The sequence below is a fragment of the Methylobacterium sp. CB376 genome, from assembly GCF_029714205.1.
Classification (GTDB): domain Bacteria; phylum Pseudomonadota; class Alphaproteobacteria; order Rhizobiales; family Beijerinckiaceae; genus Methylobacterium.
In genome coordinates this window covers 633248-654736 of the sequence record NZ_CP121648.1, presented here as the reverse complement: position 1 = coordinate 654736, position 21489 = coordinate 633248, and the positions used below count along the sequence as shown (strand labels likewise).

The window sequence follows — 21489 nt, the reverse complement described above, 5'->3', positions numbered from 1 at the left end:
GCGCCGGCCGACAGGGGAGGGGACGATGGGCGGGTTTCTGGCGGGCGGGGCGGCGCCGACGCGCCGCGCGGTGATCGGCGGCGGGCTCGCCCTCGGGGCGCTGGCCGGGCTCGGGCGGCCGGCCCGCGCCGCCGAGCCGATCCGCATCGGCTTCCCGGTCCCGATCACCGGCCCGTTCGGGGCGGAGGCGAAGGACCAGGTCCGCAGCGCCGAACTCGCCGTGCGCCAGTTCAACGAGGCCGGCGGCCTCGGCGGCCGCATGGCCGAGCTCCTGGTCCGCGACGACAAGCTCAACCCCGGCGAGGCCGCCACCCGCACCCTCGAACTGATCGAGAAGGACAGGGCCCACTTCATCGTCGGCGCCCTGTCGAGCGCGGTGCAGCTCTCGGTCAACGAGATCACCCGCTCGCGCAAGGTGCTCTACGTCTCGATCAGCCAGTCGGACACGATCAACGAGGCCAAGGATTTCGGCCGCACCACCTTCCACGAGGCGCTCAACCCGCACATGACGACCGCCGCGGTCGCCAAGCACGCCTTCCGCAAGGGCAGCCGGATCGCCTACCTCGCCGCCGACTACGCCTACGGCCACGAGATGCTGCGCGGCTTCAAGCGCGCCGCGGCCGCGATCGGCGCCGAGACCGCGGGCGAGATCCTGCATCCCTTCGGGGCGCCCGACTACTCGACCTTCATGCCGCGGCTGCGGACCATGAGGCCCGACATCCTCTGCATCTGCAATTTCGGCCGCGACCAGGCGAACGCCATCAAGCAGGCGAACGATTTCGGCATGAAGCGGGCCTCGCGCCTCGTCGTGCCGGTGCTCCTGCACAACCAGCGCCTCGCGGCCGGGCCCGACGCCTTCGAGGGCGTCGTCGGCGCCGCGAACTACTTCTGGCGCCTGGAGGAGACGGTGCCGAGCGCCAGGGCCTTCAACGACGCCTTCCGGGCCGCGCATGGCGGCGCCGTCCCGACCGATTACGGCGCCTACGCCTACACGGCCGTGCGCGCGCTGCTGATGGCGGTGACGAAGGCCGGCGGCACCGACACCGAGGCGGTCGTGACCGCCCTCGAAGGGCTCACCTACGACGTCGCCAAGGGGCCGGAGCATTACCGCGCCTGCGACCACCAGGCGGTGCAGTCGGTCCTGGTCCTCGAATCCAAGAAGAAGTCCGAGATGGCGGGCGAGGCCGACCTCTTCACCATCCTGGCGATCGAGCCGGGGTCCGAGGCCGCCCTGCGCAGCTGCGAGGAACTCGGCCACAGGGCCTGAGGAGCGGGAGCCCGGCGTGACCTTCGAATTCCTCGACGTCGAACTCGTCGCGATGCAGCTCTTCTCGGGAGTGGCGCTCGGGGCCGTCTTCGTGATGCTGGCGCTCGGCCTGTCGATCATCTTCGGCATGCTCGGCATCGTGAATTTCGCGCACGGCAACTTCTTCATGATCGGCGCCTATGCGGGCGTCTTCGTGCTGGAGCGGACGGGGAGCTTCTGGCTGGCGCTGCTCCTCGGCCCGCTCCTCGTCGGGGCGCTCGGGCTCGTGGTCGAGCGGCTGCTGATCCGCCCGCTCGCCGGCCGCTCGCCGGACGACGCGCTGCTGCTGACCTTCGGCCTCGGCTACGTGCTCGTCGAAGGCGTGCGGATCCTGTTCGGCAGCGACGGCCTGCCCGTGGCGACGCCCGAGGCGCTCTCCGGCGTCGCCGATCTCGGCATCGGCCTCTTCCCCGTCTACCGGCTCTTCGTGATCGGCGTGGTCGCCCTCGTGCTCCTGCTGCTCTGGTGGGCGCTCGAGCGGACGCGGCTCGGGCTGATCGTGCGGGCGGGGGCGCGCGACCCCGAGATCCTGCGGGTGCTCGGGGTCGACATCCAGCGGCTGTGGCTGTGGGTGTTCGGGCTCGGCATCGCGCTCGCGGCGCTCGGCGGCGTCCTGGCGGCGCCGATGCGCAGCGTGAACCCGGAGATGGGCAGTGCGGTCCTGTCCGAGGCCTTCGCCGTGACGGTGATCGGCGGCATGGGCTCGCTGCTCGGCTCCGTCGCGGCGGGGCTCCTCGTCGGCATCGTGGTGAGCCTCACGGCCCTGGTGGCGCCCGAGATGGCCAACATCGCGGTCTTCGCCTTCATGGCGCTCGTCCTGCTCGCGCGACCGCACGGGCTGTTCGGCAAGCCCGGCCTCGGCACCTGAGGAGACCCGCGTGACCGCCCTCGATCCCGCCGCGGCGCCGGGCCTCCCCGAGGCCGCCTCCCGCCGCTCTCCGCTCGCCGCCGGCGCGCTCTCGCGCTGGCGGGCGCCGGCCTCGGTCGCGGCGCTCGCGCTCCTGCCGCTGGTCCTGCCCTCGCAGGCCCTCGCCGTGAACGTGCTGATCTACGGGCTCTACGCGACGGGCTACAATCTCCTGTACGGCTATACGGGCCTGCTCTCCTTCGGCCACGCCGCCTTCTTCGGCACGGGGGCCTACGCCACCGGGATCGCCATCGGCGCCTTCGGCCTGCACCCGCTCGCCGCCATGGCGCTCGGGATCGTCCTCGCCGGGCTGCTCGCGCTGGCCATCGGCGCCCTCTCGATCCGCAGCCGCGGCATCTACTTCGCGATGGTGACGCTGGCCCTGGCCCAGCTCGTCTACTACGCGGCCCTCCAGGCCTCCGGCTGGACCGGGGGCGAGAACGGGCTGCGCGGCTTCACGGTCGCCCGGATCGGCCTCGGGCCCGTCGGCCTCGACATCCTCGACCCGGCGACCAAGTACGCCTTCGTGCTGGCCTGCGTGGCCGCCGCCCTGGCCGCGATGTCGCGCATCCTGGCCTCCCCGTTCGGGGCCGTGATCGAGGCGATCCGCGAGAACGAGGCCCGCGCCCGCGCCTGCGGCTTCGACGTGGAGCGCACGAAGCTCCTCGCCTTCGTGCTCTCGGGCCTGTTCTGCGGCCTCGCCGGGGCGCTCTCGGCGCTGCACCTCTCGATCGTGCCCCTCGACAGCCTCGCCTACCCGCTCTCGGGCACGGCGGTCGTGATGACGCTGGTGGGAGGGGCCGGCACCTTCTTCGGCCCCTTCCTGGGAGCGCTCGCGGTGCTGGTGCTGGAGGACAGCCTGAGCCTGTGGACCTCCCACTGGCAGCTCGCGCTGGGCGTGGTGTTCATCCTGTTCGTGCTGTTCCTGCCGCGCGGCCTCGGCGGCGCGGCCCTGGCGCTCGGGAGGCTCGCGTGGCGCAGGTGAGCACGGGCGCGGGCGAGGTCCTCCTGGAGGCGCGCGGCCTCGGGCGCCGCTTCGGGGATTTCGTCGCCCTCGACGGCGTGTCGGCGCAGTTCCGGGCCGGGCGCATCACCGCGGTGATCGGCCCGAACGGGGCGGGCAAGAGCACCTTCTTCAACCTGCTCTCGGGGGCCCTGAGGCCGACGAGCGGCACGCTCCTGTTCGGCGGGCGCCCCATCGCGGGCCTGCCGCAGCACCGCTTCGCGCATCTGGGCATCGCCCGCTCCTACCAGATCACCAGCCTGTTCCCGCGCCTCACCGCCCACGAGAACCTGCGCACCGCCATGCAGGCCTTCGCGGCGCGCTACGACCTCTGGACCCGCCGCGACGCCCTGCGCGACCTCGCCGAGCGGGCGGACGTGCTCCTGGAGGCGATCGGCCTCGCCGCCCGGCGCGACCGGCCGGCCGCGAGCCTCTCGCACGGGGAGCAGCGGGCGCTCGAGATCGGCGTCGCCCTCGCCGCCGCCCCGAAGCTCCTCCTCCTCGACGAGCCCACCGCCGGGATGGGCCCCGAGGAGACCAAGGCCATGGTGGCGCTGCTGCGCCGCCTCTCCGAGGAGCGCACGATCCTGCTCGTCGAGCACAAGATGAAGATGATCCTGGGCCTCAGCGAGCGGATCCTCGTGCTCCATCACGGGCGCCTGATCGCGGACGGCACCCCCGCCGAGATCCAGTCCGACGCGGAGGTGCGCCGGGTCTATCTCGGCCAGAGCGGCGGCTACGGCCATGCTTGAGATCCGCGGCCTCCACGCGTGGTACGGCGCGAGCCACGTCCTGCACGGCCTCTCCCTCGAGGTCCGCGAGGGCGAGATCCTGGCGCTGATCGGCCGCAACGGGGCGGGCAAGACCACGACCCTGCGGGCCGTGATGGGCCTGATGCCGAAGGTCTCGGGCGCGGTGCGCTTCCGCGGCGAGGAGCTGCTCGGGCGCCCGGCCCATGCCCGCTTCCCGCTCGGCCTCGCCTACGTGCCGGAGGACCGCCGCATCGTGCCGGGGCTGACCGTGCGCGAGAACCTGCGCCTGGGCCTGTTGCGGGCGCCGCGGAATCTCGCGGAGGGGCCCGCCATCGCGGCCATCGCCGAGACCTTCCCGCGCCTCGCCGAGCGCCTCGACCAGATCGCCGTCACCATGTCGGGCGGCGAGCAGCAGATGCTCGCCATCGCCCGCGCCATGATCGCGCGGCCGAGGCTGATCCTCCTCGACGAGCCGTCGGAGGGGATCATGCCGGTCCTCGTCGAGGAGATGGGGCGCCTGTTCGCGTCCCTGCGCGCGGGCGGCACGACCCTCCTCCTCGTGGAGCAGAACGTCGAGTGGGCGCTCAATCTCGCGGATCGCGCCGTGATCATCGACCAGGGCGCGGTGGTGCACGAGAGCAGCGCGGCGGCCCTGCGCGAGGATGCGGAGATCCAGGACCGCTACTGCGCCGTGTGATCCGGGATCCGCTTGATCGGAGCGGATCCCGGATCCCGCGCCCGCGCGGCGCCTGAGCGAAGCCGACATCCGCATGGCCGAAATGCGGCGCGTGATGCCCGAACGCGGCGCGGGAGCTGCGCGATCCGCTTCCCCGGCGGGCGCGCTCAGGCGCCGCTCGGCGGCGCGGGCCGAGCGGCGCGCCGCGCACCGGCCGCCCCGGCCGGGCGGGCCGCCGGCGCTTGCGCGGCCTCGTGGGCGACGAGCGCGCGGCCGTGCTTCAGCGCGAGGTAAGTCTGCCCCTCCGCGATCGCCTTCTCGATCCTGCTGACGTAGGGCCCCGCCTCCGGCATGCGCGCGAGGATTTGGGCAGAGATCCGCGCGAGGTCGTCCAGCGCATGATCGGGGTCCACATCCAGGTGCACGTTCTGCAAAAGGAGTACGATTTTACTGCACGGCGTAGTTGCTTGCGCCTCCGTGATCATCTCGCTCTCGCGCAGGAGGCGGCAATGATTGTGGATTACAATATCAGTTGCTCGGTCGCCGTTCGATATGATGGCGCCGTTTATATAAATTGTCTCCGATGGCTTCAAATTAAGTCTGAGCGGCATGTTCGAGCCCCATCGGAAAACTTAGGCGCGCTTGCGAGCAGGATCGGCTGTATCCCATCGGTATGGCCAGAGTTATGCAGCTTGATTGATAAAACTACGTTAATCATACCCTGGCTGTGGCGGGATAACCGGGTAGTTTGCCGGTCCCATTAAGAGATAGGCAAAGAGTGCCGCGCCAAGTGGGAGTGCCCTCAAAACTGGAGGGCGTATAGATCAACAGGATCTGCCCACATGTCGTCTATCACGCTGTCTGCCGCCACGCGGCAGAACCTGCTGTCGTTGCAGGACACCGCCTCCCTCCTCGCCACCACCCAGAACCGCCTGGCGACGAGCAAGAAGGTCAACACCGCCCTCGACAACCCGACCAACTTCTTCACCGCCGACGGCCTCTCCTCCCGCTCGACCGCCCTGTCCTCCCTCCTCGACAGCGTCTCGAACGGCATCCAGACCATCCAGGCCGCCAATACCGGCCTCACCAAGGTCCAGACCCTCACCGACCAGCTCAAGTCGGTGGCCCAGCAGGCCCTCGCCTCCGCCAATTCCTTCTCGGTCAAGGCCACCTCGGTCTCGACCGCGCTCACCGGCGCCTCGGCCCAGAACCTGCTCTCGACCGGCGCCACGCAGGCGGTCAGCGACACCGCCCTGAGCGCCAACGCCACCGCCACCGCCGCCACCGTCACGGCCGGCACCGCCTACAGCAACGGCGTCGCGACCTACACGGCCGGCTCCTACACGACCCTCACCGCCTCCGCGACCGTCACCCTCAACGGCACCGCGATCGCGCTCGCCACCGGCGACGACATCAACGCCGCCGTCACCAAGATCAACGCGCAATCCGCCACCACCGGCGTCACCGTGGCGGCCTCCGGCGGCAAGCTCGTCTTCACCGGCAGCAATTCCGGCGCCCAGTTCACCTACGCGGCGACCGGCTCCGAGACCGGCCTCGCGGCCAGCGGCACCACCACGAACGGCGCCGGCGCGTCCTCCACCACGCTGACCATCAACGGCACGACGATCACGGTCGCCACCGGCTCGACCGAGAGCCAGGTCATCAACGCCATCAACGCCGTCACCTCGACCACCGGCGTCACCGCCTCCGACAATAGCGGCAAGATCAAGCTGACCGGCGCGGCGGATGGCTCGAGCATCACCGTCCAGGGCGGCACCGGCAGCCAGGTCGGCTTCGGGACGACGGCCTCGACCACGGCCGGCACCTTCTCGCCGAGCGCCGCCACCCTGGCGATCGCGGTCGGCTTCAAGGCCGGCGACAACTTCACGGTCAACGGCCAATCCGTCAACATCGCGGCCGGCGACACGCTCGGCTCCATCGCCCAGAAGGTCAGCACCGCCACCAGCGGCACCGTCTCGGCCAGCTACGACGCCACCAACCGCAAGTTCACCTTCACGGCCGCCGACACCAACACCGCCATCACCCTCGGCAACGGCTCGACCGCGACCTCGCTGCTCTCCAACCTCGGCTTCAACTCGCCCACCACCTTCGCGGCGGGCCTGGGAGCGCCGGGCTCGAGCTCGGCCCTGGCGGGCAAGTCGCTGACCGTGCAGGTCGGCTCCGGCCCGAGCGCGACCTTCACCTTCGGCTCGGCGGCGGGCCAGATCTCGACCCTGACGCAGCTCAACAGCGCGCTGGCGGCGGCCAACGCCCAGGCCTCGATCGACACCGCGACCGGGCGGATCTCGATCACCACCGCCAACGACTCGGGCACCGACGACCTCAAGATCACCGCCTCGGGCACCGGCAACCCGTTCAACTCCGGCACCTCGAGCGCGGTGATCGGCGGCGACGGGCTGACCGCGCGCAACGGGCTGGTGAGCACCTTCAACAACCTGCTGACCCAGATCGACCAGCTCGCGGCGGATTCGGGCTACAACGGCGTCAACCTGCTCGCCGGGGACACGCTGAAGATCAGCTTCAACGAGAAGAACACGTCGACGCTGTCGGTGCAGGGCTCGACGGTGTCGTACACGCAGCTCGGCCTGAGCGTGCTGTCACAGTCGGACTTTCAGGAGAACAGCGCGATCAACAAGGTGATCAAGTCGATCAACACGGCGGCGAGCTCGCTGAAGAGCCAGGCCTCGTCGCTGGGCGCGAACCTCGCGGTGGTGCAGAACCGTCAGGACTTCACCAAGCAGATGATCAACGTGCTCGACACGGGCGCGGCGAACCTGACCAACGCGGACCTGAACGAGGAGGCGGCGAACTCTCAGGCGCTGTCGACGCGCAACTCGCTCGGCATCTCGGCGCTGTCGCTGGCCAACCAGGCGCAGCAGAGCGTGCTGCAGCTCCTGCGCTGATCGGCGCCGCACTTCGCGAGGACGACGCGGCCGGGGCCTCGCCCCGGCCGTTCGCGAGGACGACGCGGCCGGGGCCTCGCCCCGGCCGTGAGGCTTTTGGTTTCGCATGACTTGAGCCGGCGACCGCTCCGGCGAATGTCGCTCAGCGCGCCCTCATCGCCTCCACGCCGGCCCGCGCCACCTGGTCGTCCTGGACCGGGAGCACGCCGGACACCCCGATGGCGCCGACGAGCTTGCCGTCCGCCTCCAGCGGGTAGCCGCCCTCGTAGGCGCTGATGCCCGGCAGCGTGAGGACGCGCAGCCCGACGCCGCCGTTGGCGAGCGCATCCTGCAGCGCCTTGCCGGGCCGGCGGTAGTTGATCGCCGTGACGGCCTTCTGGGTGGCGACCTCGATGCTTCCGTACTGGGTGTTGTCGAGCTTCTCGAACAGAACGAGGTGACCGGTGCTGTCCACGATCGCGACGGCCACTGGCCAGCCGTTCCGCTTCGCCTCCGCCTCGGCGCCCTCGGCGACCCTGCGCGCGGTGTCGAGGCTCAGGGGAGGCCCGTAGGGCGGGATCGCTTGCTGCGCCGGGGCCGGGACCGCCTGCTGCGCGCGACCGGACGGTGCCAGGGCGGTGCAGCCAAGGACAATGCAACCAAGTAAAAATGACATCGAGAGCGCCTTGCGGGCCATGTTTTTCCTCCCTGGGTCGGGTATGTGACAGTCCCGCCCCCGACCATCTTAAGTTGAGACGGATCCGTGGGAAAGTCTGCCTCGCACCCGAGGAAAGGGAGGGGTGGTCACCTCGCCAGCCCCGGCGCGGCGAAGCCCTCGGCAGGGCCGCCGCGACCGCCCACGGGCTCCTCGCCGGCTCGGCCCTCGCAACGGGGATGCGGTGATCGGGACGGAGATTCACGCTCGGAAACCTGACCATCGTCAGCATCCGGGCGGCGCTGAGGTGCAAGGATTGCCGCTCCGTTCCCGGGCCCACGCGCGCACGGGCGTGACCGCGCAAGCCCTCGCGGAGGCCGCCGCCGAGGTGGCTTCGAGGCGCGATTGAGAGGCTGAACCCATGCTATCGACAGGCTTTGCGCTCGGACTTTTCGCTCTGCTCCGGACGGGCGGGGTCACGATCCCCGTGGATTTACCGCGATGCCTCCCCGAGGCGCCGATCATCGCGAGCCCCGGAGGGGATTGCAGGGGCCGGCCACAGCAAGGTTCTGCCGTACTGGCTCAACTTGAGGAGCGGGCCGGCAACGGGGTCCAACGTGGGACCGGGCCGCGCAGTCCGCGCGCGTCCCGCGACGTCCCGAGCCCTTCCCGCGTGCACCAGAACGGGAAGCCCGTATCCGCGGTCAACGCCTCGCGCGACGACGAGAGCGGGACCGAAGGGCGCGTGAGCCGGCTCATCAGGCAGGGCAACATGCTTGGAAGGTCGATCTGCTCCAGTTGCAATTAGGGGTGAGCGGGATCGCCCCGCCACGACGGGGCCGAAGGTGTGCCCCGCACGCCGGCCGCAGCGGGACCATCCGCGACCGGTCGCATCCATGCCCCGTCACGCCGGTCCGGCGCCCCGGCCGGACCGGGTCCGAGGTCGTCCGGGGACGGGCCGCGGGTCCCGCACCTGATCCCGTGTCCCGGCGCGCACCGACGCGCCGCCCCGCGCGGGGTCGGGACCGGCCCCCGCCCGGCTTGCGCCGCTTCCCATGATCGCGCCGCTTCGGGCAGCGAGACCGCCGCGAAGCTCTGATCGACCTGGGTGTTAACCTTTTTTTAACGATTTGAACTGACCAATCCTTAATATCTGCAGCCTAGAGGCTACAGGCTTCGCGGTTGGCGAGGACCCTATGTTCCTGCTTGTCTTTGCCGCCCTTGGTGGCGGGTTAACGACCGCGGTTCTCATGAGGGACTACGGTGCTCTCGGTGCGCTGCTCGCCGCTCCGCTTGGTGGCAGCGCCTGTGCCGTTCTCGCCGGCTTGGGCTTGGCCATGAGGCGCGGGCCCGAGGCGCCGACGCTTCCTGCCCTCGACGAGCAGACCGATGCGATGGTGGCTGCATTGCGCGAGGTGTCCGCGCGTTCTGGTGCGAGCGGCACCGCGCCGGGCGAGCGGCGGGGGGCGGCCTGACCCAGCACCGCTCGCGGGCCTGACCGGCCTCCACCTTCCCGGCCGGGCCGCCCGCCACCGCGGCGAGGTGTCCGTGGGCCGGGGGGCAGCGTCCGGGTCGCGCCGTCTCGGCCGCCACGACGCCGCGCACCGCCGGGCCCGCGGCGGTGAACGGGGGCCCAGTGCTCCAGGGCAACCCGCTTCGCGGTCTGGTGCGGGGTCCGGGAGGGGAGGGGGACTCGGGTCTCGCTCGCCGCGGCGCACGACGCCCCGTCGGGCGGCCCATCCGCGCGAAACGATCGATCGTGAGTTCGCACGGTCCGCCGCGCGCGTCGAGGTGATCACGTCCGTGCAGCCGCTGATCGCCCTGTTCAAGGACGCCCGGGTATTGCCCTAGCGCACGTTGAAGAAATAATCCTCACCCCCGAGCGCGCCATACACGAAAGGTTCCTGCTTGCGCCCCGTGCCCGACATGACGTCATCGTGCACGATCCCGAACATCTTGCGGATTTCTATGCCAGGTCGCGCGATGTTCCTGATCAGCGCGGTCGCGAAGGGACTATTTTCACGGCCATCCTGCGCATCCAGGGCAACCTGGCCATGCTTGGCTGCGAACGCCACCAGCGTGCCGCTCGTCTCCGGCTCGACCTTCGCCAAGCCTCGTCCCACCGAACGCCAAGCGACCGTGCGCGTCATCTGCTGCAGGAACGGGTTATCCCGACACGCATCCAAGATCACGAGGCGAAGCTTTCGCGCGCCTTCGATGCTGCTCAGAACCTGATCAAGCGGAACCGCCTCAAATTGGACGGCTCGGTCCGTTTTCAGCCGCGCATCGATCGGAACGATGTAATTCAGGCCGCCGACTTCTATGCCGTGACCCGCGTAGTAAACAACGGCCCAATCGGCCTGATCAGCTTCGGCGGAGAAATTGTTCAGAGCTCTTCGCAGGTCATCATAGCGGAGGTCATTCTCCAGATGGACGATCTTGAAGCCAGCTTCACGCAACGAGCGCGCGATGGCCCTGGCATCTCGCGTCGGGTTCTCGAGAGAGGCCACGGAGGCATACGCACCGTTGCCGATCACCAGGGCCACGCGCGTCTCCGACACCGGTGCGGCGGCGGAAACCGGGGGCGGGGCCACGACCGGAGGGGCATGGACGGCCGCGACAACCGAGGCAGCCGAAGCCTGACCCGCGCGACCCTCCTGCGCCACGCGGCGGGCCGCGAGGAAGGCCGGATCATTCTCGAACTCGGGTTTCAGCCGGGCAGCCTCGGCGAAATCCGCGAGAGCCCGGTCCGCCTCGCCTTTCGCGTGGAAGGTGAGGCCCCGATCTTGGTACGCTTCAGCATATCTGGGGTTGAGGCGTATGGCTTCAGTTAAATCCGCGACACTGCGTTCAAGGTCTCCTTTGAGCCGCAGCACTGTCCCGCGGTGATAATAAGAATTCGCCAAGTCGGGCTTAATCAGAATGGCCTTATCGTAGTCGACGATTGCCAGATCGTACTCACCTCTGTTTTGGAAAGTGAAGCCGCGATTGTTGTAAGCTGTTGCGGACCTGGGATCAATTTGCAAGGCGCGATCATAATCGGCGATTGCTCGATCATATTCTCCCTTCTTATGAAAGGCGAATCCACGATTGATGAACCCGGTTGAATACATCGGATCGATTTGCAGGGCGCGGTCGTAGTCGATGATTGCCCGGTCGTACTCTCCTTGTTCATGAAAACATAATCCGCGGTTATTGTAGGCAATCACAGAATTTTGGTCGATCTGAAGCGCTTGATTATAGTCGGAGATCGCTCGCGCGTGCTCGCCTTTGCGGCGGTATGCGTCTCCGCGATTGATGTAAGCAGTAATATACCTAGGATTCAGCTGTAAGGCTTGATCGTAATTTGCAATAGCTCGGTCGTATTCACCTTTGTCCTGAAACGCTAACCCACGGCTATTATAAGCACCCACGTATTTCGGGTTGAGCTGCAGGGCTTGATCATAGCTTGCAATTGCCCGATCATGCTCGTGCCGAAGGCGCAAAATATCCGCGCGATTGTTCAAGGCGATGGCGTCCTTCGGATTGAGGCGCAAGGCCTGATCATAGTCCGCGATTGCGCGATCGTACTCACCCTTGTCCTGAAAGGCACGCCCACGGTTCGCGTAAACCGTCGCAGATTTCGGATCGAGCAACAAGGCTTTGTCGTAATCCGCGATCGCAAGGGTCGGCTCACCTTTGCTGACGAGGGCAAAGCCGCGATTGTTGTAGGCGGCCACGAACCTTGGGTCGAGACGAATGACTTGTTCATAATCCTCGATTGCCCGGTTGTATTGAGCCTTATTCTGGAAGGACAGACCTCGACCATTATAGGCTTTGGCGTAGTTTGGGCTTAAGCGAAGGGCCTGATTGTAATCGGCGATCGCGACGTCGTGCTCGCCTTTGCTCCGGAAGGCATCCCCGCGGTTCGCAAAGGCGAAAACGTATTTCGGATCGAGTCGCAAGGCTTGATCGTAATCCATGATGGCGCGGTCATACTCACCTTTGTTCTGAAGGGCGACTCCACGCCCATTATAGGCAAAGGCGTAATTCGGATTGATCTGGAGAGCATGGCCATAGTCTCCGATCGCCCGATCGTAGTCACCCTTGCTCACAAAGGCATCGCCACGATTGACGAGCGCGACCACGTATCTGGGGTCAATCTGCAGCGCTGAATTATAGTCCGCAATCGCGCGGTCGTACTCTCCTTTGTTGTAGAACACGAAGCCTCGATTGTTGTAGGCAATCTTTGATTTTGGATTTAACTGCAAGGCTTGGTTATAATTCTCAATCGCAGAATCGTACTGACCTTTGATCCTGAACACATCTCCGCGGTTGATGAGAGCGATCGTGTAGCCCGGATCGAGAGTGAGCGCTTGGTTGTAATCGGCAACAGCTCGGTCGTATTCGCCTTTGCCCTGGAACGCGAGCCCGCGATTGTTGTAAGATACCACGGACCTGGGATCGATCTGCAGGACTTGATTATAGTCCGCGATCGCACGATCATACTCGCCCTTGCTTCGAAACGCATCCCCGCGGTTGAGCGCGGCGCTCAGGTATTTAGGGTCGAGCCGCAAAGCTTGATTGTAATCCGCGATGGCCCGATCGTATTCCTCCTTGCTGAAGAATGCGAGCCCACGATTATTATATACGGCTGCCTTGTCGGAGCTCAGCTTGATTGAGCGATTATAGTCTGCAATCGCTCGATCGTATTCTCCCTTATGATAAAATGCATCACCGCGATTGTTAAAGGCGACTACTGAATTTGGATCGATCTGCAAGGCATGATCATAATCGGCGATCGCGCGATCGTAGTCACCCTTGTTTCGAAAGGCGAAACCGCGATTGATGTAGGCTGACACCAGTTTGGGATTGAGCCGCAGGGCAAGATTGAATTCGGCGATTGCTTTCTCATGCTCGCCTCGATTTTGCAGTTCGAAGCCGCGAGCATTGTGGCCAATCGCGTCCAACGCCCGGGCCCCCGAACTCGCCTGGCCGAGGAGCCCTAAGGCAAGCACCAAGGCAGTTGCTTTGCGCATGGCTTCACCCCATGGCGAGAGCACCTGTCGCAACCTCGCGGCGTCGGTTAAGTTTGCAGTATACAGCAATCGCGTTGGCGGATCCATGTGAGCGGCGCGTCTGGTCGGGCGATGCTCTCCCGATCCGTAAGCCGTCACTGACCAACCGTCGCTCGTGTCTGCGCCCGTCCGCGTCTTCGCCGCCTGCCCTTGCGCCCTGAACGCTCGCGCCTGCCGTCGATGGCGGCCGGACCCGAGCACCGCCGGCATCGAAGGAGCTCGGCGGGCACCGAGCGAAGCGCGACGTTCCGGGCTTGCCGGCTTCGACCTCCGGGAGGCGGGCGACGCCGCGACGCTCCAGGCCGTCCACGGAGCGGGAGCGGCGGCGCATCGCGGCGGAAGGCGGCGGTGATGGCCTCGTCCTCCCCCTGAGCATGGTGGGCCGCCGCGCCAGAGGCCTCCTCCGGGCGTCGGCCGTGATCGCGCGCGCCACTTCTGCACTGTGGTCGGACTGACGCCAGAGCGCTTGGCCGGCGCCCTTGCGCGCCCTCCGCCCGACCGGGTCGCGAGACGGGCTGCCGGTATCCCGAACGTGCCCGCCGGAGCGATGCGGGCGCGGCTGCGAGGTGAGGGTCGGCGGGCGGTCGCCTTGGGCTCAGTCGTGCGGCACGGCCGTGACGAACCCGGCCCATCGCGCCTCTCTCGCGGAGTGGTGATCGGCCGTATCACCGCACCGCGGGATCAACCACCAGCTCGGCCGGCAGCGGGTCCGATCGTCAGCGACGGCAGCTTCCCCAGTGGAGAAAACGTCCGGTTTGCCGATTGTAGCAGAACACTCGCGGGCGGTATGCGCGACGTTGACAGGATCCCCAATGGAGGAATCGCCCGGTTCGCCGATTGTAGCAGAAAACCCGCACATCCTGGATCAGCGGGTTTTCCCGCAGAGACTCGAGAATTGCCGCACCCTGGACTGGCGCACTCCACGCGCTGGACGGGCTGCACAGCACGACGCCAGCTATCGCTGCTATGAACACCCATCGGCCATGTATCGCCATAGACACCTCCTGATGGGGCCTATCGCTAAGCGGTCTTGCTTGCTGTCATCATAGAGAATGGCGCCCTCATGCGCAAGACCAGCATTGATGTAAGTCTATCATGGGCTTTGACCTGCTCCCCGTTTTCATGCCACGCGGAGGTTGGGTCTGTTCCTGTTCTGTCCCTTGCGGGGCGGGCAGGCCACGGGCCGGGGGCGTGGAGCCCCCACGCGGCGCAGCCGGTTCTCGTCCTCCAGCTTCGCCAAGCTCAAGCGGTTCCGGCGTGTGGCTACCTGCTACGAGAGGGCGGCCCGCAACTATGCCGCCGTCGTCACCCTCGCCGCCATCGTCCTCTGGATCCGGTCAGTGCCCACACCGCCTAGAGCAGGGTTCGATCAAGTTGCAACGGAACCCTGCTCTAGGTCTTTGATTTTGCCGCATCCTCTTCGACGAACCGGCATCCACTTCGTCGGAAAATGCTCTAGCGCGTCGCGCGGGAGACGATGCCGCCGACCGCGGCCTTCGCCTCGGACATGTCGGGCGGGTCGATCCGCCGGTACCGGGCCTGGACGAGGCCGAACAGGCCGAATGCCGTGAGGCCGAGGGCCGTGACGGCGAGGAGCGCCCAGCCGTAAGGCTGGCGCTGCAGGACGTGCAGCGCGCCGCCGAGCCCTTTGACGTCGCTCGACCTGCTCTGAACGGCCGCGAGCACCAGGAAGCCGCCGATCAGCACGAACACGACCCCCCGGGCCGCGAAGCCGAGCCGGCCCAGCGGCACCGCCCATCGGCGGACCGTCTCGGGAGGCGCGAGCCGCTGCAGCACGTCACCCTTCCAGCCCTTGACGACGAGGGCGAGTCCGACCCCGATCAGGAGCAGGCCCGCCGAGCCCACCGCCCACTGCCCGAGGGGCTTCTCGAGCACCCACGCCGTCCAATCCCGCGCCGCCTGGTCGTCCCCGCCGCCCCGGCGCCGCCCGAGGGCGAGTTGCGCGGCCGAGGCCGCCAATCCTCCGTAGACGACGCCGCTGACGACGTGCCCGGCACGCTTCGCCAGCGCCTTGGCCGATCTGCCGAGGTGATCGGCATCCGTCGCCGCCTCGACGACCCGCCACACCGCGAAGCCGAGCAGACCCACGGCGATCAGGCCGAGCCACAGGCGGCCGAAGGGCTGGTCCAGCAGCGTGGCGAGGGCGCTGCGGCTTCCTCCCGCCTGACCCCCGGACCCGAGGGCGGCCAGGACCGCGAGGCCGCCGACCAGGCAGGAGACGACGCCGCGCGCCGCGTAGCCGAAGCGGGCGAGGAGCGCGAGCGCGTGGGTTCCGACCCGGTGCATCGCCGATCTCCGATCCGGGGGGCGGGGAGGCACGGAGAACGGCGGGGCGCCGGTGGCGTTCCGGGCGTCCGATGAGCGCGGGACGCGCACGCGCGCCCCGGGCGGGAGCGCCGCCCTCAATAGGGGGCTGGGTCTCGGGGGCGGGAGCGGGCTGGATCGGCAGGGGCTCGCGCCGCTCGGCCGGTCGCGCGGAGGCGGGCGGGCGCCGCGGCGCGGCGGCCGGCGATCCTGCCGGCCCGCGCGGACCGGGCGGTCCCGCCGGACCGCGCGGTCCGACTTTGCCGGGAGGTCCCATGGCTCCCCGCCCGCCAGGGGGGCCGGACGGTCCTTCCGGTCCGGGTTCGCCCGCCGGACCGCGCGGACCCGGCTCTCCCCGGTCACCCTTCGGGCCCGGCGAACCGGGCGGGCCCGGCGAACCGGGCGGGCCCGGAGGTCCTGCCGGTCCGGCCGCGCCCGTCTCGCCTCGCGGCCCGGGGGGACCGGCGGCGCCGACCTCTCCCGGCGGCCCGGCGGGCCCCGCGGGCCCGACCGGGCCCGGAGGACCGGCCGGTCCGGCCGTGCCGACGGCGGCCGCCTGCCCGGCGGCCCCGGTCTCGCCCCTCGGGCCCGGGGCGCCCTGCGGGCCCGGTTCTCCGGCCGCGCCCCGCTGCCCGCAATCGCCGACCACGGCGCGGCGGCCCTGGCGCTTCGTCTGCAGCATCACGATGCAGGTCGCCGGATGATAGGTGACGTGGAACTCGAACCGGCCGCTGGCGTCGGCCCTGGTCCGAAAGTGTTGATCGAGGGTGATCTCGTCGTCGGGCTCGTCGACGGAGCCGAGCACCCAGAGCTCGCCAGCCGTGATCTTCGCGGCCAGGATCCGCATCTCCGCGAGCGCCGGTGAGGAGCCGACCCACGCCGACGTGATCGCCGGCACCAGCCATCGCCCGAGCATCCACGCGCCCTCGACCCACGATGTCCCAGCTTGATCGGGTTCGCGGCTCCGGGAAAGCGCGTTCCAGGCTCCGTCCGCAGGGAGAATCCGGAGTTCGGGCCGCGGCTCGGGCGCCGCTCTCAGCGCGGCGCACGCAGCGGACGCGGATGGTCGAGCTCCGTCGAGGGATCGAGACCGATGCGGGCGAGCGTCCGCGATCCCCGGGAAGCGTCCCGACGCGCGCGGCCGCGCTCCGGAGACGGCGCGGAGCGGCAGCGCCCACCGCGACCGCAAGGGCCGCCCGCGCGGACGTCGCGGCCCCGCGCGGGCGATGACGCGCCACCCGCCGGAGGCCACGTCCGGGCGGCCACGCTCATCCGCCGTGCCCGTGCGGCGCGTCGCCTCACGCCGCAACAGATAGCGCCCAAAGCAATTGTGCCGGCGATGGCCGAACCGGCCACCTGTTCACGCGAAGGATGGCCCGGATGACCGTGCAGACTTGGCTGTGGTTGACCCTGTTCGCGATGTCCCTCGGCGCAGCGGCCATTCTCTTCACAGCCAAGCGCCGAACTCCGGAAGAGGAGACGGACGGCATCCTGCACGGGATCGTCCCCCTCATCGCGGCCGCGTCGTACCTGGCGATGGCGTGCGGTCAGGGCGCGATCCGGCTTCCGCTCGGGGCGGATCCCGCGGCGCAGTGGGACTTCTACTTCGCGCGCTACATCGACTGGACCTTCACCACCCCCATCCTGCTCTACGCCCTCGCGACGGACGCGATGCATTCCGGCATGCGCCGGCACGGCGCCGTGTTCGGCATGCTCGCCGCCGACGTGCTGATGATCGCGACCGCCCTGTTCTTCGGCGCCTCGGCGACGGCGTGGATCAAGTGGACCTGGTACGCCGTCTCCTGCGGCGCCTTTCTCGGCGTCTACTACGTGATCTGGGTGCCGCTGCTCGAGGAGAGTCGCAGGGAGCGCGAGGACGTGCGGGCCGCGTTCCGGCGCAACGCGGCCTTCCTGTCGGTGGTCTGGCTCATCTACCCCCTCGTGCTCATCGTCGGGACCGACGGGCTGAAGCTCGTGAGCCCGGTCCTCACCACGGCGCTGATCGCCGTCCTCGACGTCGTCGCCAAGGTGGTGTTCGGTCTCATGGCGGTCGGCGAGCGGGCGAGGATCGTGGACCGCGACCTCCACGAGACCCGGCCCGTCCGGCGCTCCGCGCCGAGCCTCGCGCCGGCCGAGTAGGCGCCGTGCGGGCGGCGCACCCCACCCTCGCGGCCGGTCCCCGGCCGGTCCCGTCGCGGCCGGAGGCCGCCCCGCTGGCGGTGCTGGCCATCGCGTTCGCGCTCACCGGAGCCCTCCCGGTGCCGACGCGCTGGGAGGGGGTGACGGCTCTCGTTCTGCTGTTCGGGGTCCCGCACGGGGCCCTGGACGGCGAGATCGCCCGGCCGCTCCTGCGCCCCCGCTTCGGGCGGCTGTGGTTCCCGGCCTTCGCCCTGCCGTATCTCGGCCTCTCGGCCCTCGTCCTGGCGTGCTGGCGCGTCGCGCCCCTCGCGACGCTGGCGGGGTTCTTCGCGCTGTCGGTGTGGCACTTCGGCAGCGAGGATGCGGGGCCAGGCCGGCCGATCGAGGCGCTGGTGCGGGGAGGTCTCCCGATCGCCGTCCCGTCGCTCCTGCACCCCGACGGGGTCGCCCGCCTGTTCTCGGCGGTGACCGGAGTGCCTCTCGGCGAATCGCCGACGTGGCTGGGCGCCTCGTCGTGGCTCTGGGTCGCGCTCGCCTGCGGGTGGGTCCTGCGCGGCTGCGCGGAGCGGCGTCGGGCGACGGCCGCGGAGATGGCCGGATTGGTGGCCGCGTTCGCCGTCCTGCCGCCCCTCAGCGCCTTCGGGCTCTACTTCGTCTGCGTCCACGCGCCCCGGCACGTGCGGGAGCTCGTGCGGGACGGACGCGCGCCGCGCGTGCGCAGCCTGCGCGAGGCGACGGTCCGGGCGCTTCCCGTGACCCTGCTCACCTTCGCGATCGGCGCCGCCCTCTGGCCCCTCTATCCGGGGCCGGCCCCGGAACGCCTCGTCGCCCTCACCCTTCAGGGGCTCGCCGCCCTGACCCTCCCGCACATGGCCCTCGACGCGCTGACGCGCGCCGTCCGCGGGAGACCCTCGCGGCCCGGCAGGGAGGGGTGAGCTTCGGTCCTCGACCGATGCGCGCACGCCACAACTTTGCCCGCGATCGCAGCATACCTCAAACAGACGATGATCACGTCCGCTGCTGTCTTTACCTTTCACGTCCGCGCAACTCTCAGCAGAGCGGTTCGAGTGCGATGTGGACTGGTTGCGGCACTCTGGGTGAGCTCTACCGGGCGAGGATCGTCTCGGACGAGCAGTTGAACCAAGCCATCTCCGGCTATCTGGCGGACACGAAACCTGGGCCGCGCGTGATCGCCGACGGCGTGATGCTCGACATCGACGCTGCGGTTCTGTCGCACGGCTGGGCGCATCTCGTCGCCCATGACCGCCGCGCGACCGAGCCGGCGCGCCGCAGCGCGATCCGCACGGCCCTGCTGCTGGCGGCCCTCGGCTGAGGCCCGCGCGGCGCCGTCTCGGACCGGCCGGGCCGGAGATCGGCCCGCGAATTCCGGCCGATCGGGCCCACGGGGAGGGCGCCCCGCGCGCGAACGGCGCTGCCCGTCCCCGTGCGCGTCGGCGGGACCGCTCCCGCGTCGCTCGCCACCCGCGCCGCGTCGCGAGCGCCGCCGCGTGGTCCGGGATCATGCTCATTGGGCGCCAAACTCTGCCGGCACCAAGGCGCGCTTGCATCAAGTCCCGCCAAATCGCTCCGGGAGTGCGACCTCTCGGTCCTCAACAGATCGAACCCTGCTGGCTATAGGAGGGCGCAGGGGGGAACCATATGGACAAGGCGCTCAATCGTCGACTTGCCGCTATCCTGGTCGCGGACATCGTGGGCTACAGCCGCCTGATGGGGGCGGACGAGGCCGGCACGTTGCGTCGGCTGAAGGCCCTGCGCCGCGAACTGGTCGATCCGCGCATCGCAGCCGCGGGCGGGCGCATCGTCAAGACGACCGGCGACGGTCTGGTCGTCGAGTTCCCCAGCCCGCTCAGGGCCGTCTCCTGCGCGGTCGCCATCCAGAAGGGGATGCTGACGCGCGACGCCGGCACGCCCGAGGACCGCGTCTTCCGGCTGCGGATCGGCATCAATGTCGGGGACGTGGTCGCGGAGCCGGACGGCGACCTCTACGGCGACGGCGTCAACGTCGCGGCGCGGCTGGAGCCGCTCGCGGAGCCCGGCGGGATCTGCATCTCGCGCAGCGTCCACGACCAGGTGCGCGACAAGCTGCGCTACCCGTTCGAGGATCGCGGCGAGCAGGAACTCAGGAACATCGCCCGGCCCCTGGGCGTGTTCGCGCTGCCGGCGGCCGTCATCCCGTCGCTTCCCGAGACCGATGAGGAGCCGGGACCCGGGCGGGCCGAGCGGCCGCTGAGGCGGGTCGCGCTCGCCTCCGGCCTCGTCGCCCTGCTCGCGGCCGGCGGGCTCGGATGGTGGCTCTCGGCGCCGGCGCGGCCACCCGTGCCGAACCCGGGCGCCCTCCCTGCCGCCGCGGCCGTCAATCCGGCGCCGCGCCTGTCCCTCGTCGTGCTGCCCTTCACGAATCTCAGCAACGATCCGGAGCAGGATTTCTTCGCGGACGCCATCACGGAGGACCTCACGACCGACGTCTCGCACCTCGCGGACAGCTTCGTCATCGCCCGCAACACCGCCTTCACCTACAAGGGCAAGCCCGTCGACGTGAAGCAGATCGGGCGGGACCTGGGGGTCCGCTACGTGCTCGAAGGCAGCGTGCGCCGGACCGGCGAGAATGTCGTGCTCAACGCGCAGCTGATCTCGGCCGAGACGGGTGCCCATCTCTGGGCCGACCGCTTCGACGGTGAGCGGGGCCGCCTCGGCGACCTCCAGGTGGAGTTCGTCGCCCGCCTCGCGCGCTCCCTCGACGTCCAGCTGACGCAGGCCGAGAGCCTGCGCTCGTTGCGGGAACGTCCGACCGACCCGGGCGCGTCCGACCTGGCGATGCGGGGCTGGGCGGCGCTGAACAAGCCGCGCTCCCTGGCGAGCAACAACGAGGCGCAGGATTACTTCGAGCGGGCCCTGGCGCTCGATCCCACCCTTCCCCGCGCCATCCTGGGCCTGTCGCGCGCCCTCATCACCAAGCCGTCGATGTCGTGGAGCCGCGACAAGGACAAGGACATCAAGGACGCCGAGGACCTGATCGACAAGTACCTGGCGAGCTACCCCGGCGACGCCGTCGCCCTGGTGGTCAAGGGCGACGTCTTCCGGGCGCGGCGTCAGTTCGACTCCGCCCGCTCGATGTACGAGGCCGCGATCGCCGGCAATCGGAACTACGCGATGGCGCAGGCGCTGAAGGGGCACGTCTCGACGCTGACGGGCAAGGCGAGCGAGGCGATCTCCAGCGAGCTGCAGGCCATCCGCCTCAGTCCGCGCGACCCTCTGTTGAACGTCTGGTACTACTTCGTCTGCCACGCGCATACGCATCAGCGGCACTGGGACGAGGCGATCACCTGGTGCAACAAGTCGGTCGCCCTCTCACCCTACTGGCTGTCCTCCATCGATCTCGCGGCCGCCTACGCGTGGCAGGGGCGGCAGGCCGAGGCGAGGGCCGCGGTCGCGGAGATCCTGAAGCTCATGCCCGGCTACACGGTTCAGAAATGGGCGAATGCGGGCTGGTCCGACAACCCGGTCTTCCTCGAGGAGTACCAGTACGTCGTCGAGGGCTTGCGGAAGGCCGGCCTCCCGGAGAACTGATCCGGGATCGGCTTGATCGAAGCGGCTCCCGGATCACGAGCCCGCGCGGCGCCCGAGCGACGCCGACATCCGCATGGCCGAAATGGGAGGTGGCGAAGCCATCACCCGGATGGCGTATGCCAAGCCCGCGCGGCGCCTGAGCGAAGCCGACATCCGCATGGCCGACATCGGAGATGGC

The 21489-nt window shown here is 69.2% G+C and carries 16 protein-coding genes and 1 pseudogene; 13 read left to right on the top strand and 4 right to left on the bottom strand.

Annotation, left to right across the window (positions count from 1 at the left end; genetic code table 11):
• The first annotated feature begins 25 nt into the window (after positions 1-25).
• The 5 genes from QA634_RS02785 to QA634_RS02765 are packed head-to-tail and all read left to right on the top strand — an operon-like array spanning position 26 to position 4665.
• Positions 26-1267, top strand: coding sequence for an ABC transporter substrate-binding protein (locus QA634_RS02785; RefSeq protein WP_012330528.1), 1242 nt, complete (start codon positions 26-28; stop codon positions 1265-1267).
• 52 nt (positions 1268-1319) lie between these two features.
• On the top strand, positions 1320-2174 hold the full coding sequence (locus QA634_RS02780) for a branched-chain amino acid ABC transporter permease (protein WP_050777538.1): 855 nt from the start codon (positions 1320-1322) through the stop codon (positions 2172-2174).
• Between the two features lie 10 nt (positions 2175-2184).
• The gene (locus QA634_RS02775) at positions 2185-3198 is read left to right on the top strand and encodes a branched-chain amino acid ABC transporter permease (protein ID WP_012330526.1); all 1014 of its coding nucleotides are present in this window, start codon (positions 2185-2187) and stop codon (positions 3196-3198) included.
• Positions 3186-3968 carry an ABC transporter ATP-binding protein gene (locus tag QA634_RS02770; RefSeq protein ID WP_012330525.1) on the top strand — a complete coding sequence of 261 codons (783 nt, stop codon included), beginning with the start codon at positions 3186-3188 and terminating at the stop codon, positions 3966-3968. Before QA634_RS02775 ends, QA634_RS02770 begins: the two co-directional genes overlap by 13 nt.
• Positions 3961-4665 (top strand): ABC transporter ATP-binding protein, encoded by a 705-nt coding sequence (locus QA634_RS02765; RefSeq protein ID WP_012330524.1) that lies wholly within the window; start codon positions 3961-3963, stop codon positions 4663-4665. Before QA634_RS02770 ends, QA634_RS02765 begins: the two co-directional genes overlap by 8 nt.
• A gap of 146 nt (positions 4666-4811) precedes the next feature.
• Here QA634_RS02765 and QA634_RS02760 read toward each other — a convergent pair whose 3' ends face one another.
• On the bottom strand, positions 4812-5255 hold the full coding sequence (locus QA634_RS02760; RefSeq protein ID WP_043700753.1) for a flagellar biosynthesis repressor FlbT: 444 nt from the start codon (positions 5253-5255) through the stop codon (positions 4812-4814).
• Positions 5256-5486: 231 nt separating this feature from the next.
• Here QA634_RS02760 and QA634_RS02755 point away from each other — a divergent pair, with 231 nt between their 5' ends.
• Entirely contained in the window at positions 5487-7568 is a 2082-nt protein-coding gene (locus tag QA634_RS02755; protein WP_012330522.1) for a flagellin hook IN motif-containing protein, read from the top strand.
• 142 nt (positions 7569-7710) lie between these two features.
• Here the strand turns inward: QA634_RS02755 and QA634_RS02750 are convergent, their stop codons facing one another.
• Positions 7711-8244 carry a GlcG/HbpS family heme-binding protein gene (locus tag QA634_RS02750; RefSeq protein WP_236728809.1) on the bottom strand — a complete coding sequence of 178 codons (534 nt, stop codon included), beginning with the start codon at positions 8242-8244 and terminating at the stop codon, positions 7711-7713.
• A 1154-nt stretch (positions 8245-9398) separates the two neighbouring features.
• On the opposite strand from QA634_RS02750, the gene QA634_RS02745 reads away from it, so the two are divergent.
• Positions 9399-9677 carry a hypothetical protein gene (locus QA634_RS02745; protein ID WP_012330520.1) on the top strand — a complete coding sequence of 93 codons (279 nt, stop codon included), beginning with the start codon at positions 9399-9401 and terminating at the stop codon, positions 9675-9677.
• Between the two features lie 372 nt (positions 9678-10049).
• On the opposite strand, the gene QA634_RS02740 is transcribed toward QA634_RS02745, so the two are convergent.
• Positions 10050-13220, bottom strand: coding sequence for a tetratricopeptide repeat protein (locus QA634_RS02740; protein ID WP_012330519.1), 3171 nt, complete (start codon positions 13218-13220; stop codon positions 10050-10052).
• 1271 nt (positions 13221-14491) lie between these two features.
• On the opposite strand from QA634_RS02740, the pseudogene QA634_RS02735 reads away from it, so the two are divergent.
• Positions 14492-14596, top strand: a pseudogene (locus QA634_RS02735) (IS5/IS1182 family transposase); the annotation flags it as partial.
• 118 nt (positions 14597-14714) lie between these two features.
• Here QA634_RS02735 and QA634_RS02730 read toward each other — a convergent pair.
• On the bottom strand, positions 14715-15566 hold the full coding sequence (locus QA634_RS02730; protein WP_012330518.1) for a DUF1206 domain-containing protein: 852 nt from the start codon (positions 15564-15566) through the stop codon (positions 14715-14717).
• A 730-nt stretch (positions 15567-16296) separates the two neighbouring features.
• Here QA634_RS02730 and QA634_RS02725 point away from each other — a divergent pair.
• The 5 genes from QA634_RS02725 (at position 16297) to QA634_RS02705 (ending at position 21311) form a co-directional block, all read left to right on the top strand.
• Positions 16297-16449: a hypothetical protein gene (locus QA634_RS02725; RefSeq protein WP_236728810.1), complete on the top strand. Its 153-nt coding sequence runs from the start codon at positions 16297-16299 to the stop codon at positions 16447-16449.
• A 515-nt stretch (positions 16450-16964) separates the two neighbouring features.
• On the top strand, positions 16965-17723 hold the full coding sequence (locus tag QA634_RS02720; protein ID WP_012330516.1) for a bacteriorhodopsin: 759 nt from the start codon (positions 16965-16967) through the stop codon (positions 17721-17723).
• 5 nt (positions 17724-17728) lie between these two features.
• On the top strand, positions 17729-18658 hold the full coding sequence (locus QA634_RS02715; protein WP_012330515.1) for a Brp/Blh family beta-carotene 15,15'-dioxygenase: 930 nt from the start codon (positions 17729-17731) through the stop codon (positions 18656-18658).
• A gap of 200 nt (positions 18659-18858) precedes the next feature.
• Entirely contained in the window at positions 18859-19056 is a 198-nt protein-coding gene (locus tag QA634_RS02710; RefSeq protein ID WP_018262736.1) for a hypothetical protein, read from the top strand.
• Positions 19057-19382: 326 nt separating this feature from the next.
• A complete protein-coding gene (locus tag QA634_RS02705) occupies positions 19383-21311 on the top strand; it encodes an adenylate/guanylate cyclase domain-containing protein (protein ID WP_012330513.1) in 1929 nt (642 codons plus the stop codon).
• The last annotated feature ends 178 nt before the right edge of the window (positions 21312-21489 follow it).

What these genes read in the sequence shown, in the direction of transcription:
- QA634_RS02740 (WP_012330519.1), bottom strand. Translation starts at nt 13,220, where the DNA reads ATGCGCAAAGCAACTGCCTTGGTGCTTGCCTTAGGGCTCCTCGGCCAG.
- QA634_RS02785 (WP_012330528.1), top strand. Translation starts at nt 26, where the DNA reads ATGGGCGGGTTTCTGGCGGGCGGGGCGGCGCCGACGCGCCGCGCGGTG.
- QA634_RS02765 (WP_012330524.1), top strand. Translation starts at nt 3,961, where the DNA reads ATGCTTGAGATCCGCGGCCTCCACGCGTGGTACGGCGCGAGCCACGTC.
- QA634_RS02745 (WP_012330520.1), top strand. Translation starts at nt 9,399, where the DNA reads ATGTTCCTGCTTGTCTTTGCCGCCCTTGGTGGCGGGTTAACGACCGCG.
- QA634_RS02760 (WP_043700753.1), bottom strand. Translation starts at nt 5,255, where the DNA reads ATGCCGCTCAGACTTAATTTGAAGCCATCGGAGACAATTTATATAAAC.
- QA634_RS02780 (WP_050777538.1), top strand. Translation starts at nt 1,320, where the DNA reads ATGCAGCTCTTCTCGGGAGTGGCGCTCGGGGCCGTCTTCGTGATGCTG.
- QA634_RS02755 (WP_012330522.1), top strand. Translation starts at nt 5,487, where the DNA reads ATGTCGTCTATCACGCTGTCTGCCGCCACGCGGCAGAACCTGCTGTCG.
- QA634_RS02750 (WP_236728809.1), bottom strand. Translation starts at nt 8,244, where the DNA reads ATGGCCCGCAAGGCGCTCTCGATGTCATTTTTACTTGGTTGCATTGTC.
- QA634_RS02705 (WP_012330513.1), top strand. Translation starts at nt 19,383, where the DNA reads ATGGACAAGGCGCTCAATCGTCGACTTGCCGCTATCCTGGTCGCGGAC.
- QA634_RS02730 (WP_012330518.1), bottom strand. Translation starts at nt 15,566, where the DNA reads ATGCACCGGGTCGGAACCCACGCGCTCGCGCTCCTCGCCCGCTTCGGC.
- QA634_RS02720 (WP_012330516.1), top strand. Translation starts at nt 16,965, where the DNA reads ATGACCGTGCAGACTTGGCTGTGGTTGACCCTGTTCGCGATGTCCCTC.